Origin of the sequence: Pseudomonas sp. BP11-1-1 (assembly GCF_052112105.1) — a bacterium.
GTDB lineage: Bacteria > Pseudomonadota > Gammaproteobacteria > Pseudomonadales > Pseudomonadaceae > Aquipseudomonas > Aquipseudomonas alvandae.
The window spans coordinates 34,244-51,250 of sequence record NZ_JAUTYU010000023.1; the positions used below are offsets into that span (position 1 = coordinate 34,244).

Here is a 17,007-nt window from a genome sequence, read left to right on the forward strand (position 1 = left end):
GGTTTGCGAGGCTCTATCCAGAGCCTCCTTGAAAGGGGAGCTACCGTGATCGATCTCAAAATGGACGTGCTGGTATGGGGGCCCATGCACCCATCCTTGATGCAGTCGTTGGAAGAACACTACAGCGTCCACAAGCGCTGGGAGATTGCCGACTTCACCCACTGGGTCGCTTTACATGGCGATTCTATACGCGCGGTTGTAACCAGTGGTGTGTACGGGGCTGACCATCAGGTCCTGGAACAGCTGCCCCATCTCGAGGTGATTACCAGTTTCGGTGTCGGTTATGACGCTCTCGATACGGCTTACCTGGCCCGTCGTGGTATCCAGTTGAGCAATACGCCGGACGTGCTCAACAACAGCGTGGCCGAAACGGCACTGGCGTTGATGCTTTGCGTATCCCGTAGAGTCTGCGAGGCCGAGCGCTTCGTGCGGGCCGGCAAATGGCGGGAGGCAAAATTCCCCTTGGGCAATGACCTGCACGGTAAAACCTGCGGCATCGTAGGCTTGGGCAAGATCGGCAAGACGCTCGCCAGACGGGTCTCGGCCTTCGACATGAACGTCGCGTATTATCGACCCAATGGGCCGTATGCCGAGGTTTCCTATACCCATTACGCCGACCTTCAAGCATTGGCCACTGCCGCGGACTACCTTGTTGTTCTCGTTCCTGGCGGCCCGCAAACCCGGCATCTGATCAATCGACAGGTCATGCGCGCGCTCGGTCCCAAATCCTTTCTGATCAATGTGGCCAGGGGCAGTGTCGTCGATGAGGCGGCGTTGGTCACGGCCCTCCTTGAGTCGGAAATCGGCGGTGCCGCCTTGGACGTGTTCGAGGACGAGCCCCATGTTCCGGCCGCGTTACTGGAAATGGATAACGTCGTATTGCTTCCACATATCGGCAGCGGTACTCACGAGACCCGCCAAGCCATGGCGGACCTGGTTCTCGAAAATCTCGATACCTATTTCGAAGAGGGGAGGCTGGTTACGCCGGTGGCGCTGTAATGCGTTTTGGCGCCGGCAGGCCTGTGGGAGCGTTGATCGATCTGTGGCGTGATGCTTGAGAGCTTTTGTGGCGAGGGAGCTTGCTCCCGCTGGCGCGCGCAGCGGGCCCCAAAAGCAATGAGCGCTGCGCACTCAAGCGGGAACAAGCTCCCTCGCCACAGGGCCGTGCTGCTCTCGAAATCCTTGTGGGCCGAGCCAGCTTGCTCCCACAGGTGTTTGGCGGTGAGTCGGCTAAGGCGCTGCCGGCAACAAAAACCGCGCAATCACCGGCAAATGATCGGAGATGCGCAAGGTGTCGTCCTGCCGGACCTGGGCTTCGACCCGCTTGAGGCGTGGGCTGTAGAACAGGTAGTCGACGGTGCGGTCGGGGCCGTTGAGGCCCGGGTCGTTCGGGTAGTGGGTGAGCCAGTGTTCGCGGTCGATGCCGCTGGCCTCGTTGTTGGTCGGGATCATCGGGTATTTGTCCCACAACAGATGCAGCTCGCTGTCGGCGGAGTAGGGCGAGCGCTGTTCCGCCGGCAGGCGCCGGTATTGACCCAGGGGCAACAGGTTGAAATCGCCACCGATCAGCCAGGACGTGCTGGCGGATTCGAGCTTGTCCAAAGCCTTGGACACGGCATCGATCTGTTTCTGCGCGGTGTCGTCCGGCCGTGCCGCCCGCTCCAGGTGTGTATTGAGCACCGCCACTTGGCCGCTGCCGCTCAGTGGCAGGTAACTCACCAGCAAGGCGTTTTTCGGCTGGAACTGACGACTGATGAAACTCCCATCCGCCACGGGTAATTGCACCCGCTCGGCATGGTCGATGCGGTAGCGACTCAGCGTCGCCAATTGCCGGCCAACGCTGCCAAAGATGCGCGGGCTGGGGATGAAATCGGCTTTCCAGTCGAAGGCGCTGGTGCCGCATGGGTAGAGGTCGGCCAGGCGCTCCTGCAGCAGCTTGAGTTGTTCCTGGTAATGGCTGGCCTTGGCACCGTTGTCCAGTTCCTGGAGCAACACCACGTCCGGCTGTTCATCGCGAATGACCCGCGCCACTTCGTCGAGGCTAAAGGCCATGTCTTCGAGGGTCGGGCTTTCATCGTCGCCCTGGGCCAGGTCGTGCCAGAACACGTAGCGCTTGCCGGCCAGGAACTGGACGTTCCAGGTCATCACCTTCAACGCCTGGCCGGGCATCAGCGGCGCGGCGTCCGCGGCACAACTGACGGGCAGCGCTTCCCGGGCCTGGGGACGCCAGGTCAGCCCATAGATCGAGAAGACGCCGATGCCGACGATCAACAACAGGCCCAGCACGGTGTATCGCAGCAGACGGCTCATGGCTCGGGTTTTTCGGCAATCAGCATGAACATTCGGAACAACACCACAGTGGTGAACAGTTGCAGGAAGCTGTGAATGCTATCGATCAGCAGACTGATCAAGGGGTTCTGCGGTGCAGGGTACACCGAGACGCTGGCGCCCTTGAGCAGCCACAGCGGGACCATTACGGCCAGGATGCACAGCAGGATTCGCCAGAAATGGCCTCGACTCAGGCGCGCGCTTTCCTTCATGGCGGCCAGAGGCGACATACCCCTCAACACCAACAGGTATTCACCAAAGGCCAGGACCACCATCAGCCACAACCCCGGCAGGAAATACAATGAGATGCCAATCAGGATCAGCAGCGTATTGAGGGCGGTCAGCAAGGCGAAGCGTGGCCATTGAAGCAGGGCGGCCGCGAGCAGGTCGCGCGCCCGCGGGGCTTCGCCACGGCTGCGGGCATCGAGGAACAGAATCAACGCTGCGGTATACAACGGGTACACCAATAGACCGACGATCACGCTGTAGCCGGAAAAACCGTCGGCCCCGAAGGCGTTGTCCACTCCTTGTTGCAGCACCGCTTCAATGATCACCAGCGGCAGGCACAACTGGGCGATGCGGCCCAGATGGCGTTTGAAAAAATACAAGGAGTCACGCAGTACTTCTAAGGGATTCATGGGTCGGTATCGCAGTTCAAAAAAGCGGTCCGACACTTTACCCATCAGGTGACCGCATAAACAAACGTAAACATCAGGTAAAGACCATTGAAAGGTTCCTGGCGGACCCCATTACTGACGGGCACCGGTCTTTTGTGGACCGGCTTGGTTTTTTATCCGGCAATCTGATGAGGTCGCCATGAACAGCGAAGAACAAACCCTGATCGATGGACTGTTTTCACGGCTGCAACAGGCCGAAAAGGAATCAGCCCCGCGCGACGCCCAGGCTGAGGCGCGGATCAAGGAACACTTGGCCAACCAGCCTGCGGCGGGCTATTTCATGGCCCAGGCGATTCTGGTGCAAGAGGCGGCGATCAAGCGCCTGGACGAGCAGAACAAGCAACTCGCCCAGCAGGTCGAGCAATTGCAAGCCGAGTTGCAGCAGGCTCGCAATCCGGCTTCGGCGCCCAGCGGCGGCGGTGGTTTTCTCTCGAGTATTTTTGGTGGCGGCAACCGCGATTCGCATCCTGCAAGTACACCAGCGCCCAGCGGTGGCGGCTGGCGTGAACCGGGACGGCCGTCGTTCAACGCGCCGGCCCAGCAAGGTTTTGGTGCCGCGCCCGGCAACTATGGCGCGCCGCAACAGCCGGCCCCGGCGGCCAGCAGCTTCCTCGGTGGCGCCCTGAAAACCGCGGCGGGCGTGGCCGGTGGCGTGATGCTGGCCCAGGGCATCAGCAGTCTGTTCCACAGCAATCAGCCTCAGGAAATCGTCGAGATCCTCAAGGAAGAACCGGCCCAGCCCGTCAACGATACGGCCAACAGCGGCGACAACGGCTGGGGCGATGACCAGCGCGTGGCCGACAACGGTTCCTACGACAACGACCCGGGCGGTGTCAGCGACGCGGACTACGGCGACGATTCGTCCTTCTTCGGCGACGACGACTCGTTCGTCTGACCTGCCATTCGTCCGAGGCGCCCGGGCGCCTCGGGCCGATTATTCGCGGAACATTCCTCGAGGCTGGCATACTGGGCGACTTTTCGGGCCGGCTGGCCTGCACGCGTGTGCATTCATGAGGAAACGCGGTGAAAAAAATCGCAGTGTTCGCCGATGTCCAGAACCTCTACTACACCGTGCGCCAAGCCTATGGCTGCCATTTCAACTACGCGGCGCTATGGGCTGACGTCAGCAAACAGGGCCAGATCGTCGAGGCCTATGCCTACGCGATCGATCGCGGCGACAGCAAGCAACAGCAGTTCCAGCAGATCCTGCGCAACCTCGGCTTCACCGTGAAGCTCAAGCCCTACATCCAACGCAGCGACGGTTCGGCCAAGGGCGACTGGGACGTGGGCATCACGCTCGACATCATGGACGCTGCCGACCATGTCGATGAAGTGGTGCTGGCCTCCGGCGACGGCGATTTCGACATGCTGCTCGAACGCATCATCAGCAAGCACGGCGTGCAAGCGGTGGCCTACGGTGTGCCGGGGCTGACCGCCAACTCGCTGATCCGCGCCGCCAGCCGCTACGTGCCCATCGAAGGCGCGTTGCTGCTCAAGAATTGATCTTCAAGGAGCCCCACAGGTTTGGAACGCATCGCAGTCATCGACTTTGAAACCACCGGCATCACCCCGAGCAGCAGTTGCCGGGCCACGGAAATCGCCGTGGTGATCCTTGAACAAGGCCGGATCGTCGACCGTTACCAGAGCCTGATGAACGCCGGTGTTCGCGTGCCGGCCTTCATCGAACAACTGACCGGGATCAGCAACGCCATGCTGCGCAGCGCTCCCCCTGCGGAAAAAGTGATGAACGAGGTCAACGAGTTTGTCGGCATCACGCCGCTGCTGGCGCATAACGCCGCGTTCGACCAGAAGTTCTGGGACTTCGAACTGGGGCGCATCAAGCGCACCCGCCTGCAGAACTTTGCCTGTTCGTTGTTGCTGGCCCGGCGCTTGATGCCATCGGCGCCGAACCACAAGCTTGGCACGCTCAACGCATTCGCCGGCCTGCCCCACACCGGCCAGGCTCACCGGGCCATGGCCGACGCCGAAATGGCCGCCAACCTTACCGCGCACCTCGCTGCGGAATTGCGCCAGAAGCATGGGTTGCGGGAGTTGTCCCATGACCTGCTGTGCAGTTTGCAGAAAGTGCCGGCGGCGAAGATCAACGAACACCTCAAGCGCCATCGCGGGTTCTGAACGCACCGCGAAACCTTTTGTGGGAGCGAGCTTGCTCGCGATTGCGGTGTATCAGTCAATGTTATGTTGGCTGATCCAAAGCTATCGCGAGCAAGCTCGCTCCCACAGGGTTGGTCTGTGTTCAGTCGTATTGGTCGTGCCTTGAAAAGTGTATGGCTCGGATAAACAGATTTTGTAACTTAATTTCTGCCGAGCGCCTTTTTAGAATGATGGGTTTCATCGTCCTGACTTCGAGTTGAACATGCCTGGCCCACGCCGTTTTCCGTTGCCGTTGATCGCTGCCTTTTTCGCCTTGTATGTCATCTGGGGTTCGACCTACCTGGTGATTCGCATCGGCGTCGAGCATTGGCCGCCGTTGCTGCTGGCGGGGATTCGTTTTGTGATCGCCGGGTCGTTGATGTACGGCTTCTTGCGGTGGAAGGGCGCGCCGGCGCCGACCTGGGCGCAATGGAAGGCCGGGGCGCTCATTGGCGTGTTGCTACTGACCTTCGGCAATGGTGCGGTGAGTATCGCCGAGCATACGGGCGTGGCTTCGGGCGTGGCGGCGCTGGCCGTGGCGACGGTGCCATTGTTTACTTTGCTCTGCGGATATTTCTGGGGCGCACGCAATACCCGTCTCGAGTGGGCGGGGATTGTGCTGGGATTGATCGGCATCGCCATGCTCAACCTGGGTTCCAACCTGCAATCGAGTCCTTTGGGGGCGGCTTTGCTGGTGTTTGCGGCGGCGTCCTGGGCCTTCGGTTCGGTGTTGAGCAAACATGTGCAACTACCCGCAGGTGCCATGGCCAGCGCGGTGGAGATGCTGGTAGCCGGCGTGGTGCTGTTGATCGGCAGCTTCGCCAGTGGCGAACGCCTGGAAAGCATGCCGCCGCTGGAAGGCTGGTTCGCGCTGGTCTACCTGATCGGTTTCGGTTCGATCATCGCCTTCAATGCCTACATGTACCTGCTCAAGCATGTGCGTCCGGCGGCGGCCACCAGCTATGCCTACGTCAACCCGGCGGTGGCGGTGTTGCTGGGCATCGTCTTCGCAGGAGAAACCATTGGCATCGAAGAAGCCTTGGCGATGCTGGTGATCATCAGCGCCGTGGTGTTGATCGGCTTGCCGCAGTGGCGCAAGCCCAAGCCTGCACCGGCCGAATCCTGATTTAGGGTAAACTGCCGCGCATTGCACACCCTGCGCTGATTTTTCCTACGGTACCTCCATGACTTTCGCCACCCTTGGCCTGATCGAACCCCTGCTGCGCGCCCTCGAGACGCTCGGCTACCAGACTCCGACGCCGGTCCAGGCCCAAGCCATGCCGGCCGTGCTCGCCGGGCGCGACCTGATGGCCGCGGCCCAGACCGGTACTGGCAAGACCGCCGGTTTCGCCGTGCCGCTGTTGCAGTTGCTGACCACCGAAGGGCCGAAAGTCGCCGCCAACTCGGTGCGTGCGTTGATCCTGGTGCCGACCCGCGAGCTGGCCGAGCAGGTCCACGAAAGCGTGCGCCAATACGCGCAGAACCTGCCCTTGAGCACCTACGCCGTGTACGGCGGCGTCAGCATCAACCCGCAGATGATGAAGTTGCGCAAAGGCGTCGACTTGCTGGTGGCGACGCCGGGCCGCTTGCTCGACCTGTTCCGCCAGAACGCGCTGAAGTTCAACCAGTTGCAGACCCTGGTGCTGGACGAAGCCGACCGCATGCTCGACCTGGGGTTCTCCGAGGAACTGGCGAACATCTACAAGGCGCTGCCGAAGAAGCGCCAGACGCTGCTGTTCTCGGCGACCTTTTCCGATGCGATCCGCCTGTTGGCCGGGCAGATGCTCAACGATCCGCTGAGCATCGAAGTGAGCCCGCGCAACGTGGCCGCCAACACCGTCAAGCAATGGGTGGTGACGGTGGACAAGAAGCGCAAGCCGGAGCTGTTCATTCATCTGATGCGCAAGCACAAGTGGAAACAGGTGCTGGTGTTCGCCAAGACCCGCAACGGCGTCGATGCGCTGGTGGAAAAACTCCAGGGCCTCGGTGTCAATGCCGATGGCATCCACGGTGACAAGCCCCAGGCGACCCGCCAGCGCGCGCTGGATCGCTTCAAGGCCAGCGAAGTGCAGATCCTGGTGGCCACCGACGTCGCCGCCCGTGGCCTGGATATCGAGGATTTGCCATTGGTGGTGAACTTCGACCTGCCGATCGTCGCCGAGGACTACATCCACCGCATCGGCCGCACGGGCCGGGCGGGCGCCACCGGGCAGGCGATTTCCCTGGTCTGCGCCGATGAAGTGAATCTGCTGTCGGCCATCGAGACCTTGACTCGTCAGACATTGCCCCGGCAGATGGAGCAGGATTTCGAGCCTGAGCACCGCGTGCCGGAGACCGATGCCAGCGGCCAGGTGATCAAGAAACCGAAGAAGCCGAAGAAACCGAAAACCCAGGGCAGTGGCGGCAAGCGCAACCTGGGCAAGTGGGTGGACAGTGGCGATTCGGGGCCGGTGGAGCCGTCAGTCAAGCCGGTGCGAAAAGTGCCGGTGTTCAATACCGGGCCGCGTAAGCGTAAGCCTTGACGGCAGCTGCAAGTTTCAAGCTGCAAGCCGCAAGTTGTATGTCGATGGTCTTCAGCTTGCAGCTTGCAGCTTATAACTTCCCGCTGTTTCGTAGAAACTCCACCATCCCCAACCCCGCCGCCCGACCACTGGCAAAGCACGCCGTGAGCAGGTAGCCGCCGGTTGGCGCTTCCCAGTCGAGCATCTCTCCTGCGCAGAAAACGCCGGGGAGCTGCTTGAGCATCAGCCGTTCATCCAACGCTTCGAAGGCCACGCCGCCGGCACTGCTGATCGCTTCGTCCAGCGGACGGGTTTTCACCAGCGTGACCGACAAGGTCTTGATCGCTTCCGCCAGCCGCGCCATGTCGGCGAAGCAATCGACGGATGTCAGCTCGCGCAACAAGGCTGCCTTGACCCCGTCGATCCCCAACTGGCTGTGCAAGTGCTTGGCCATCGAGCGCGACCCGCGTGGCTTGTTCAGGGCCTGGAGGATTTTATCCACAGGCCGGCCCGGCAACAGGTCCAGATGAATGGTCGCGCGGCCGTGCTGGTTGATGGCCTCACGAATCGCTGCCGACAGCGCATAGATCAGGCTGCCTTCGATGCCGGTGGCGGTGATGACGCATTCGCCCAGGCGAGGCACATCGTCGTTGAGGCCGATGGCGATGTTCTTCAGCGGGGCGCCGGCGAATTTGCTGATCATCAGGTCGCTCCAGGCCGTCACGTCGAATCCGCAGTTACTCGGCTGCAGCGGCGCAAGGGCCACGCCGCGCTGTTCCAGCGGCAGCATCCAGGCACCATCGGAGCCCAGGCGCGACCAACTGCCGCCGCCCAATGCCAATAATGTCGCGTCGGGCGCAAGACTCTTTTCTCCCTCCGGGCTGGCGATGCGCAGGCTGCCGTCGGGGTTCCAGCCGAGCCAGCGGTGGCGGGTGTGGATCACCACCCCGGCCTCACGTAAACGCTTGAGCCAGGCGCGCAGCAGCGGGGCGGCTTTCATGTCGGTTGGAAATACCCGTCCCGAGCTGCCGACGAAGGTGTCGATGCCCAGGCCGTGAATCCATTGGCATAACTCATCCGCGCCGAATGCTCGCAGCAGCGGGGCGATATTCGACGCGCGTTCGCCGTAGCGGGACAGGAAGGCCGGGAAGGCTTCGGAGTGGGTGATGTTCATGCCGCCGACGCCGGCCAGGAGAAATTTCCTGCCCACCGAGGGCATGCCGTCGTACAGATCGACCCGGACACCGGCCTGGCTCAACACCTCGGCCGCCATCAGGCCAGCAGGGCCGCCGCCGATGATGGCGATGTTTGGGAAGGGAGGCTGGGTGGTCGAGGTCATGGTGTGAACTGCGGAAGCTAGGAATAGCGCGGCATTCTATCAGCACAAATTCCTGTGGGAGCGGGCTTGCTCGCGAAAGCGGTGTGTCAGTGAGGCAAATATCGACTGACACACCGCGTTCGCGAGCAAGCCCGCTCCCACAAGGTAGGTGGCGTTCTTAAATTAAGGTGATCAAAAAACAACCAAGCCCCTGCGAGCCATAGGCAACACAGGCTGCGAGCCGTTTCGCTCAGGTTATCCACAGGCCGCTCCACAGGCATTGTGGGTAACGCGCCCAGCGTTCAATGACAGCCTGATGACATCCAGACCTTTTGCGCGCTGTGGTGCAGGATCCCGTGGCGTCGGGCCAGGGCCTTGCGGTCCTTGCTGTAGCCACCACCGATCACGCCGACGACGGGGATGTCCCGCCCGAGGCAATGACGCATCACGCTCTCGTCCCGGGCGGCGAGGCCTTCGTCGGTCAGTTTCAGGTAACCGAGGGCGTCGTCCTTGTGCACGTCGACGCCGGCGTCATACAGCACCAGGTCCGGCTGGTAGAGCGGCAGCAGGTAATTGAGCGCATCGTCCACGACTTTAAGGTAAGCGGCATCGTCCATGCCCATCGGCAGCGGAATGTCCCAATCGCTTTGCGCCTTGCGTGCCGGAAAATTCTTTTCGCAGTGCAGGGAAACTGTCACGGCGTCCGGGGTGTCATGGAGTATTCGAGCAGTACCGTCGCCCTGGTGCACGTCGCAGTCGAAAATCAACACCCGCGAGACGCGACCGCTGGCCAGGAAGTAGCGGCTGATCACCGCCAGGTCATTGAAAATGCAAAAGCCGGCCGGGTGATCGTAGTGGGCGTGATGGGTGCCGCCGGCCAGATGACAGGCCAACCCGTGTTCGAGGGCCTTTTCGGCGGCCAGGAGCGAGCCACCCACCGCGCGTACCGTTCGCCGGGCCAGGGCTTCGCTCCAGGGCAGGCCAAGTCGCCGTTGGTCTTCGCGGGACAACTCGCCGCCCATGTAGCGTTCGATATAAGCGCGGTCATGGGCCAGGGCGAGGATATCTGGTGGGCACAGGGCGGGGCGCAACAGGTCCGCATCTGTCGTCAGGCCACTTTCTACCAGGTGGTCGCGCAGCAGGCGGAACTTGTCCATGGGGAAGCGGTGATCCGCTGGGAACTCGGGGCTGTAGTCTTCGTGGTAGATCAGCGGCAAAGGCATAGTGTTTTCAGCAGCGAATGAGTGAAGGATCCTACCAGCGATGTAGACTCTGGGGCATGGAAAGGGAGTGAAGATGGAGCCGATACTGGAACTGGAAAGCGCACGGCTGATATTGCGGCAGTGGCGCGACGATGATTTGCCGGCGTTTGCGGCCATGTCCGCCGATCCGCAAGTGATGCGTTATTTTCCGGCACCCTTGAGTCGCCTGGAAAGCGCTGCGTTGATCGGCCGCGTGCGCGGGCATTTTGCCGAGCATGGTTTTGGTTTGTGGGCACTGGAGCGCAAGGACACTGGCGCTTTCATTGGCTTCACCGGGCTGGGCGTGGTCGGGTTCGACGCGCATTTCACCCCGGCGGTGGAAATCGGTTGGCGCCTGGCCCGCGAACACTGGGGGCTCGGTTATGCCAGCGAAGCGGCGTGGACGGCGTTGCGCTGTGCCTTCGACCGCCTGGGGCTGGACGAAGTGGTGGCGTTTACCGCTGTGGATAACCTGCCGTCGCAGAAGGTCATGCAGGCCATCGGCATGCAGCATGATCCGGCGGATGACTTCGAACACCCCAAGCTCGCGGTTGATCATCCATTGCGTCACCATGTGCTCTATCGCATCGATCGTGAGCAGTGGTTGCAGACGCTGCACGGTTAGCCGACACGGACGTTACAATGCCCGCCAAAATGGCCCGGGCCAATTATCGATCCGCCGCAGCACAGACTGCGCGGTTTTTGCGCTGTGTGAGGAAAGTCTGAATGAGCCACGTGTTGGAAGATCTGGTCGACCTGCTGACCCTGGAACCGATCGAAGAGAACCTGTTTCGCGGTCGTAGCCAGGACCTCGGGTTTCGCCAGCTGTTCGGCGGCCAGGTACTGGGCCAGTCATTGTCGGCGGCCAGCCAGACCGTGGAAGAGGCGCGCCACGTGCACTCGATGCATGGCTATTTCCTGCGTCCGGGGGATGCGGCGTTGCCGGTGGTCTACCAGGTCGATCGCGTTCGCGATGGCGGCAGCTTCAGCACCCGGCGGGTCACGGCGATCCAGAAGGGCAACCCGATCTTCACCTGCAGCGCCTCTTTCCAGTACGACGAGCAGGGTTTCGAGCACCAGAGCAGCATGCCGCAAGTCGTCGGGCCGGAAAACCTGCCTTCCGAGCTGGAGCTGACCCAGCAGCGCGCCCATCTGCTGCCGGAGCACATGCGCGAAAAACTGCTGTGCCCCAAGCCGATCGAGGTGCGCCCGGTCACCGAAAAAGATCCTTACAACCCGCAACCGGCCGATCCGGTCAAATACGTGTGGTTCCGTGCCGATGGCGCCTTGGCGGACATTCCGGCCCTGCACAAATACCTGTTGGCCTACGCGTCGGACTTCGGCCTGTTGACCACCTCGCTGCTGCCCCACGGCAAATCGGTGTGGCACAAGGATATGCAGGTCGCGAGCCTTGACCACGCGTTGTGGTTCCACGCGGACCTGCGCGCCGATGACTGGCTGCTCTACGCCATGGACAGCCCGTGGGCCGGCAATTCCCGTGGTTTTTCCCGGGGCAGTGTGTACAACCGCGCCGGACAACTGGTCGCGTCGGTGACCCAGGAAGGCTTGATCCGCCATCGCAAGGATTGGGCATGAGCCTGGCCGATGTGCGGCATTGGGTGTTCGACATGGACGGCACGCTGACCATCGCCGTGCATGACTTCGCCGCGATCCGCGTAGCCCTGGCGATTCCGGCCGAAGACGACATCCTCACCCACCTGGCGGCCCTGCCCGCTGCAGAAGCCGCCGCCAAGCACGCCTGGCTGCTGGAACACGAACGGGACTTGGCGCTGGGCTCCAAGCCCGCGCCCGGGGCGGTCGAGCTGGTGCGTGAGCTGGCCGGACGCGGCTATCGCCTGGGCATCCTGACCCGCAACGCTCGCGAGCTGGCCCATATCACCCTGGAAGCCATTGGCCTGGCAGATTGTTTCGCGGTGGAGGACGTGTTGGGCCGCGACGAAGCACCGCCCAAGCCGCATCCCGGAGGCCTGTTGAAACTGGCCGAGGCATGGGACGTGGCCCCGGGCTCGATGGCCATGGTGGGTGACTACCGTTTCGACCTAGACTGCGGTCGCGCGGCAGGGGCGCGGACGGTGCTGGTGAATCTGCCGGATAATCCGTGGCCGGAGCTGACGGATTGGCATGCGCGGGATTGCTTTGAGTTGCGGCGGATGTTGTCGGCTTGAGAGGTCGGTTGGCTGATTGACCGTCATCGCGAGCAAGCTCGCTCCCACAAGGGGATTTTTGTCGAGCGCAAGATTTGTGTCTGCACCAGGCCCACTGTGGGAGCGAGCTTGCTCGCGATGAGGTCCGATAAGCCGCCACAAGACTCACTGCCCAAACAACACCCTCAACCCCTCCGGCGAATTGAACATCCCATCCCCATCATGCCCAACCCCGGGCACTTCGATCAGTCGCTGATTCAGCCCCTGCGGATGGCGTCGCGTCAGGTAGTCGAAAAAGAAATGCCCGCGCAGCAGTCGGTACGCCCCTTGGGTCTGCGCCTCGCAGCCTTTGTCCAGCGCCGGATGCTCCGGATCAATGTCCTGTTGTCCCAGCAAATAAGTGATGTCGCGCTTGATGTAGTTATCTTCGAGTTGCGTCGGCGTTTGCCCGGCGGCGTAGGCGGGCAGGTGCTCCAGGCCGTATTTCCAACGGTTGAAGGACGGGCAACTGGCGAGGGCGAACGCCATGGGCCGCTGCGCGTCGAGGTAGGCATATGAGGATGGATTGGCAATGACGAACCGTGGCGCGATGCGGTAGGTGCCGTGGGCGAGCAGGGCATAGCGCTGCACCACTTGTGCGCCGCCGGAGTGGCCGGCGATGACGATCTCCTTCACCTCAGGGAACTGCTGTCGATCGCTGACCCGCGCAATGATGTCATCCAGCACTTGGAAGGAACTGACTGGATTCGGCCCTATGGACAGCCCTCCCGCCATCCAGTCGTTGCCTTGCCAACGCAGGAGGTCGGCGGGCAGTTGATGGCGCGCCACGTCCTGTTCGTTGAGGAATTGCGGGGCGATGATCAGCGTGGTTGTCGTTTGACCGGCCTGCGCGGCGGCCTTTTCGCCACTGCGAAGATAAGTGTCGGCATTGCGCAGCCGACCGTGGACGATGATCAGCACCCGCTGGATCGAAGCCGGCGGCGGGCTCACGGCAACGGCCATGACCCCGCCCTTGAGCAACAGGCGACCTTGGGCGACTGCCTTGACGGCGTGTTCCTCGGCCTGGGCAACGGCGCAAACGAGCACCAGCCAGATCAACGTCGCCCACTTCATCTACAGGTTTTTCGCCGCGAAGGTGTCGCACTGGCTGACCTGGCCCTGGGCGAAACCGGTCTTGAACCAGCGCACCCGTTGCGCCGAGGTGCCATGGGTAAACGAGTCCGGCACCACGCGGCCCTGGCCTTGCTGCTGCAGGCGATCGTCACCAATGGCATTGGCGGCGTTCAAGGCTTCTTCGATGTCCCCCGGCTCAAGCCAGTTCAGGCGTTTTTGCGCGTGGTTGGCCCAGACGCCGGCGAGGCAATCGGCCTGCAATTCCTGGCGCACCAGCAAGCCGCCGTCACCTTCCATTTGCCGGCCTTGCTGGCGCGCCTCCTGGACTTTCGCCGAGACGCCGAGCAGCGTTTGCACGTGGTGGCCGATTTCGTGGGCAATGACGTAGGCCTGGGCGAAGTCCCCGGCGGCCGAAAAACGCTGGGACATTTCCTGGAAGAAACTCATGTCCAGGTAGACCTGCCGGTCCGCCGGGCAATAGAACGGGCCGGTCGCCGAGGAGGCCAGGCCGCAGGCCGAGTTGACCCGACCGCTGAACAGCACCAGCTTCGGTTGCTGGTATTGGCGACCGGCCTGTTGGAAGACCTGGCCCCAGGTGTCTTCGGTATCGCCGAGGATGGCGCGCACGAATTCGGCCTGTTCATCATTGGCCGGCGGCGCCTGGCGGGTTTGAGAAGAGGTGGGCGCGGCCCCTTGGTCCATCTGCCCGGCCAATTGCCCAAGGATCTGCATGGGGTCCTGGCCGGTGATCCAGCCGATGCCGACGATCAGGATGATCGCCGTCAGGCTCAACCCCTTGCCGCCGCCGAAACGCATTCCACCGCCGCCCCCACCGTCATCACGGGCATCCACCACGTTGTCACTGCGGCGACCTTTTTTCCATAACATGTGGGAAGTCCTCTGAATGGCCCTGCGAAGAAATGACTGCTGTGGCGGTGAGTCTAGCTTCCGGGCGCCCAAGGCGCGCGGCGTGCTTGAGCAGTGAGGCAACGGACGAGGATTTTGGTTCATCGGCGAGCCAATCCTGTCCGGCCGCCGAATTTTCATTACACTTGGGATCCAGAACTATCGGAACCCTCGCTGGCCCAATAACTGCACTGTGCATCACGGCCTCAATATCAAGCAACGCAGGTTTCCTTCATGACCATCAGCACTCCGCTCTCCGGCGTCAATCAGGCTTTCAAGGGCATCGTGCTTATCCTGGTCGCAACGTTCCTGTTCTCCAGTCACGACGCGCTGTCCAAATACCTCTCGGGTTTCTATCCGATCATCATGGTGGTCTGGGCCCGTTACGTGGTGCACACCTTGTTGATGGCGGGTATTTTCCTGCCGCGCTCGGGGCTGCGCGTGCTGCGCACCAAGCGCCCGTTGTGGCAGGTTGCGCGGGCGTTGTGCCTGTTGGGCACCAGTCTGTTTTTCACCACGTCGCTGATGTTCATCCCATTGGCAGAGGCGACGGCGGTCAACTTCCTCGCCCCCGTGCTGGTCACGGCATTGTCGGTACCGCTGCTGGGCGAGCACGTGACGCGCGGTCAGTGGATTGCGGTGATCTTCGGGTTCATCGGGGTGTTGATCATTGTTCATCCCGGTGGCGATCTGTTCACGCCGGCGGTGCTGTTGCCGTTCTGCTCGGCGCTGTTTTTCTGCTTCTACCAGCTGCTCACGCGCAAACTCGCCGAGATCGACAGCCCCACGACCAGCAATTTTTTCGCCGGGTTGTGCAACACGTTGGTGATGAGCGCCTTGGTGCCGTTCTTCTGGCAGGTGCCCAGCGTGTCCCACGGCTTGATGATGCTAGCGCTGGGGGCCTGCGGGATGACCGCGCACTTGATGCTGACCCAGGCCTTCCGTTTTGCCGCCCCGGCGCTGCTCGCGCCGTTCGGGTATTGCCAGATCATCTTTGCCGGGTTGCTGGGCTGGTTGTTTTTCAGCCATACGCCGACGCTGACCACGGTGGTGGGGATTACCTTGATCTGCTTGAGTGGGTTGGCGGCGGCGTGGCAACAGCGGCGTAAGTAAGAGGCTATGCAGACTCCTGTGGCGAGGGGATAAATCCCCTCGCCACAAATGTGCTCGGCTTGATTGCCCGGAGATGCCTCCAGTTTCAGTTTTCCAGCGTAGGCACCTTGCGCGGTGCCATGAAGTACATCCAGGTCAGCGCGATGAAGTACATCGCCGGGATCAGGGTGAACAGCACGGTGTAGTTGTTGTTCGTGATCGTGAGGATGTGCCCCACCAGCTGCGTCATGAACATCCCGCCGATGGCCGCGCACATGCCGCCGAAGCCGAACACCGTGCTCATCATGTGCTTGGGCGTGTAGTCCATCACCAGGCTCCAGATGTTGGCGGTCCAGGCCTGGTGTGCACCGATGGCCAGGGAAATCGCAAACACCGCGACCCAGAGGCTGCTGGAACCGGCCGCCATGATCACCCCGACGATGCAGCAGGCGAACAGCAACATGGACATCAGTCGCGCCTTGATCGGATTGACCCCGCGGCCAATCAGGAATGAAGACAGGATCCCGCCGCCGACGCTGCCGAAATCGGCGGTCAGGTAGATGATGATCAGCGGGATGCCCATCTGGGTCACGTTGATGCCCAGGTTGTATTGCTGGTTCAGGAACGGCGGCAGCCAATAAAGGTAGAACCAGAACACCGGCGCAGTGATCGAGTAGGCCAGGGCGAACGCCCAGGTACCGCGCATGCGCAGGATTCGAGAGAAGGGCACGCGGGCCTGGTCCGGTTCGTCCTGGGCCTGGATGTAGTCCAGTTCCGACTGTTTCACGCTCGGGTGGTCTTCGGGGTTGAAGTATTTCAGGCCCCAGAACAGCAACCAGATCCCGCCCAGCGTCGCCATGCACAGGAACGCGGCCTGCCAGCCCCACACGTGCAGGACCAGTGGCAGCAGCATCGGGGTAAACATCGCACCGACGTTGGTCCCGGCATTGAAGATCCCGGTGGCCACGGCCCGTTCGCCGGCCGGGAACCACAGCCGCGTGGTTTTCACACAGGCCGGGTAGTTGGCGGCTTCGGTGAGGCCGAGGATAAAGCGGCAAACCATGAAGCCCACTGCCGAGGTGGCCAGGCCGTGGGCGCCGGTCGCCAGGCTCCAGAGCAGCACGGCGCAGAAGAACACGCGCTTGACGCCAATCCGGTCGATCAATCGGCCTTGCAGCACGAAGCCGATCGCATAACCGACCTGGAACCAGAAATTGATATTGGCGTAGTCCATCGCCGTCCAGCTCATTTCCTTGGCCAGGATCGGCTGCATCACCCCGAGGGCCGCGCGGTCGATGTAGTTCAGCGTGGTGGCGAAGAACACCAGGGCGAGCATGCCCCAACGGGTCTTGCCCACGGCCATCGCGCCACGGATCTTGTCGCCGATGCCACCGCGGGTGGCAACCGGGCCGGGGGCCAGGCGGGAACTTTGGGAAGGAATCATAAGGTGCACCCGTTCTTGAAATTCTTATGGTGTGGTCTGGGTCTGCATTGAGCCCGAAGTCGGGCGTC

The 17,007-nt window shown here is 62.1% G+C and carries 17 protein-coding genes; 10 read left to right on the top strand and 7 right to left on the bottom strand.

Features of this window, described 5'->3' with window-relative positions:
• Window positions 1-45: 45 nt before the first annotated feature.
• Window positions 46-999, top strand: coding sequence for a 2-hydroxyacid dehydrogenase (locus tag Q7C33_RS26145; protein WP_030140342.1), 954 nt, complete (start codon window positions 46-48; stop codon window positions 997-999).
• Between the two features lie 231 nt (window positions 1,000-1,230).
• Here Q7C33_RS26145 and Q7C33_RS26150 read toward each other — a convergent pair whose 3' ends face one another.
• Together Q7C33_RS26150 and Q7C33_RS26155 are read right to left on the bottom strand one after the other, a co-directional pair.
• Entirely contained in the window at window positions 1,231-2,310 is a 1,080-nt protein-coding gene (locus tag Q7C33_RS26150) for an endonuclease/exonuclease/phosphatase family protein (RefSeq protein WP_407684379.1), read from the bottom strand.
• The gene (locus Q7C33_RS26155) at window positions 2,307-2,966 is read right to left on the bottom strand and encodes a YciC family protein (protein ID WP_030140340.1); all 660 of its coding nucleotides are present in this window, start codon (window positions 2,964-2,966) and stop codon (window positions 2,307-2,309) included. The genes Q7C33_RS26150 and Q7C33_RS26155 overlap by 4 nt, the downstream gene beginning before the upstream one ends.
• Before the next feature lie 178 nt (window positions 2,967-3,144).
• Between Q7C33_RS26155 and Q7C33_RS26160 the strand changes: the two genes are divergently transcribed.
• The 5 genes from Q7C33_RS26160 (at window position 3,145) to Q7C33_RS26180 (ending at window position 7,681) form a co-directional block, all read left to right on the top strand.
• A complete protein-coding gene (locus Q7C33_RS26160; protein ID WP_030140339.1) occupies window positions 3,145-3,900 on the top strand; it encodes a DUF2076 domain-containing protein in 756 nt (251 codons plus the stop codon).
• Between the two features lie 128 nt (window positions 3,901-4,028).
• Window positions 4,029-4,508: a LabA-like NYN domain-containing protein gene (locus tag Q7C33_RS26165; RefSeq protein ID WP_030140338.1), complete on the top strand. Its 480-nt coding sequence runs from the start codon at window positions 4,029-4,031 to the stop codon at window positions 4,506-4,508.
• A gap of 21 nt (window positions 4,509-4,529) precedes the next feature.
• Window positions 4,530-5,141, top strand: a complete 612-nt coding sequence (locus tag Q7C33_RS26170; protein WP_030140337.1) for a 3'-5' exonuclease — start codon at window positions 4,530-4,532, stop codon at window positions 5,139-5,141.
• 241 nt (window positions 5,142-5,382) lie between these two features.
• A complete protein-coding gene (gene yedA, locus Q7C33_RS26175; RefSeq protein ID WP_030140336.1) occupies window positions 5,383-6,285 on the top strand; it encodes a drug/metabolite exporter YedA in 903 nt (300 codons plus the stop codon).
• A 58-nt stretch (window positions 6,286-6,343) separates the two neighbouring features.
• Window positions 6,344-7,681, top strand: coding sequence for a DEAD/DEAH box helicase (locus Q7C33_RS26180; protein ID WP_030140335.1), 1,338 nt, complete (start codon window positions 6,344-6,346; stop codon window positions 7,679-7,681).
• 70 nt (window positions 7,682-7,751) lie between these two features.
• Here Q7C33_RS26180 and Q7C33_RS26185 read toward each other — a convergent pair whose 3' ends face one another.
• On the bottom strand, window positions 7,752-8,999 hold the full coding sequence (locus tag Q7C33_RS26185; protein WP_407684380.1) for a TIGR03862 family flavoprotein: 1,248 nt from the start codon (window positions 8,997-8,999) through the stop codon (window positions 7,752-7,754).
• A gap of 281 nt (window positions 9,000-9,280) precedes the next feature.
• Window positions 9,281-10,201 (bottom strand): histone deacetylase family protein, encoded by a 921-nt coding sequence (locus tag Q7C33_RS26190; RefSeq protein WP_030140333.1) that lies wholly within the window; start codon window positions 10,199-10,201, stop codon window positions 9,281-9,283.
• Window positions 10,202-10,274: 73 nt separating this feature from the next.
• Between Q7C33_RS26190 and Q7C33_RS26195 the strand changes: the two genes are divergently transcribed.
• The 3 genes from Q7C33_RS26195 (at window position 10,275) to Q7C33_RS26205 (ending at window position 12,405) form a co-directional block, all read left to right on the top strand.
• Window positions 10,275-10,844, top strand: a complete 570-nt coding sequence (locus Q7C33_RS26195) for a GNAT family N-acetyltransferase (protein ID WP_030140332.1) — start codon at window positions 10,275-10,277, stop codon at window positions 10,842-10,844.
• A 101-nt stretch (window positions 10,845-10,945) separates the two neighbouring features.
• Window positions 10,946-11,815, top strand: a complete 870-nt coding sequence (gene tesB / locus Q7C33_RS26200; RefSeq protein ID WP_030140331.1) for an acyl-CoA thioesterase II — start codon at window positions 10,946-10,948, stop codon at window positions 11,813-11,815.
• Complete coding sequence (locus Q7C33_RS26205; protein WP_030140330.1) at window positions 11,812-12,405, top strand: HAD family hydrolase; 594 nt, start codon at window positions 11,812-11,814, stop codon at window positions 12,403-12,405. The genes tesB and Q7C33_RS26205 overlap by 4 nt, the downstream gene beginning before the upstream one ends.
• A gap of 144 nt (window positions 12,406-12,549) precedes the next feature.
• Here Q7C33_RS26205 and Q7C33_RS26210 read toward each other — a convergent pair whose 3' ends face one another.
• Both Q7C33_RS26210 and ypfJ read right to left on the bottom strand, forming a co-directional pair.
• Entirely contained in the window at window positions 12,550-13,497 is a 948-nt protein-coding gene (locus tag Q7C33_RS26210; RefSeq protein WP_407684381.1) for an alpha/beta hydrolase, read from the bottom strand.
• Complete coding sequence (ypfJ, locus tag Q7C33_RS26215) at window positions 13,498-14,385, bottom strand: KPN_02809 family neutral zinc metallopeptidase (protein WP_030140328.1); 888 nt, start codon at window positions 14,383-14,385, stop codon at window positions 13,498-13,500.
• Between the two features lie 252 nt (window positions 14,386-14,637).
• Between ypfJ and Q7C33_RS26220 the strand changes: the two genes are divergently transcribed.
• Window positions 14,638-15,516: a DMT family transporter gene (locus Q7C33_RS26220; protein WP_198798307.1), complete on the top strand. Its 879-nt coding sequence runs from the start codon at window positions 14,638-14,640 to the stop codon at window positions 15,514-15,516.
• A gap of 85 nt (window positions 15,517-15,601) precedes the next feature.
• Here Q7C33_RS26220 and Q7C33_RS26225 read toward each other — a convergent pair whose 3' ends face one another.
• Window positions 15,602-16,939 (bottom strand): MFS transporter, encoded by a 1,338-nt coding sequence (locus tag Q7C33_RS26225; RefSeq protein WP_407684382.1) that lies wholly within the window; start codon window positions 16,937-16,939, stop codon window positions 15,602-15,604.
• Window positions 16,940-17,007 lie beyond the last annotated feature (68 nt).

Bases quoted from the DNA above. Each gene is read 5' to 3' on its own strand.
- Q7C33_RS26150 (WP_407684379.1), bottom strand. From the start codon at position 2,310: ATGAGCCGTCTGCTGCGATACACCGTGCTGGGCCTGTTGTTGATCGTC.
- Q7C33_RS26155 (WP_030140340.1), bottom strand. From the start codon at position 2,966: ATGAATCCCTTAGAAGTACTGCGTGACTCCTTGTATTTTTTCAAACGC.
- Q7C33_RS26160 (WP_030140339.1), top strand. From the start codon at position 3,145: ATGAACAGCGAAGAACAAACCCTGATCGATGGACTGTTTTCACGGCTG.
- yedA (WP_030140336.1), top strand. From the start codon at position 5,383: ATGCCTGGCCCACGCCGTTTTCCGTTGCCGTTGATCGCTGCCTTTTTC.
- Q7C33_RS26180 (WP_030140335.1), top strand. From the start codon at position 6,344: ATGACTTTCGCCACCCTTGGCCTGATCGAACCCCTGCTGCGCGCCCTC.
- Q7C33_RS26185 (WP_407684380.1), bottom strand. From the start codon at position 8,999: ATGACCTCGACCACCCAGCCTCCCTTCCCAAACATCGCCATCATCGGC.
- Q7C33_RS26190 (WP_030140333.1), bottom strand. From the start codon at position 10,201: ATGCCTTTGCCGCTGATCTACCACGAAGACTACAGCCCCGAGTTCCCA.
- Q7C33_RS26195 (WP_030140332.1), top strand. From the start codon at position 10,275: ATGGAGCCGATACTGGAACTGGAAAGCGCACGGCTGATATTGCGGCAG.
- tesB (WP_030140331.1), top strand. From the start codon at position 10,946: ATGAGCCACGTGTTGGAAGATCTGGTCGACCTGCTGACCCTGGAACCG.
- Q7C33_RS26205 (WP_030140330.1), top strand. From the start codon at position 11,812: ATGAGCCTGGCCGATGTGCGGCATTGGGTGTTCGACATGGACGGCACG.
- Q7C33_RS26210 (WP_407684381.1), bottom strand. From the start codon at position 13,497: ATGAAGTGGGCGACGTTGATCTGGCTGGTGCTCGTTTGCGCCGTTGCC.
- ypfJ (WP_030140328.1), bottom strand. From the start codon at position 14,385: ATGTTATGGAAAAAAGGTCGCCGCAGTGACAACGTGGTGGATGCCCGT.
- Q7C33_RS26220 (WP_198798307.1), top strand. From the start codon at position 14,638: ATGACCATCAGCACTCCGCTCTCCGGCGTCAATCAGGCTTTCAAGGGC.
- Q7C33_RS26225 (WP_407684382.1), bottom strand. From the start codon at position 16,939: ATGATTCCTTCCCAAAGTTCCCGCCTGGCCCCCGGCCCGGTTGCCACC.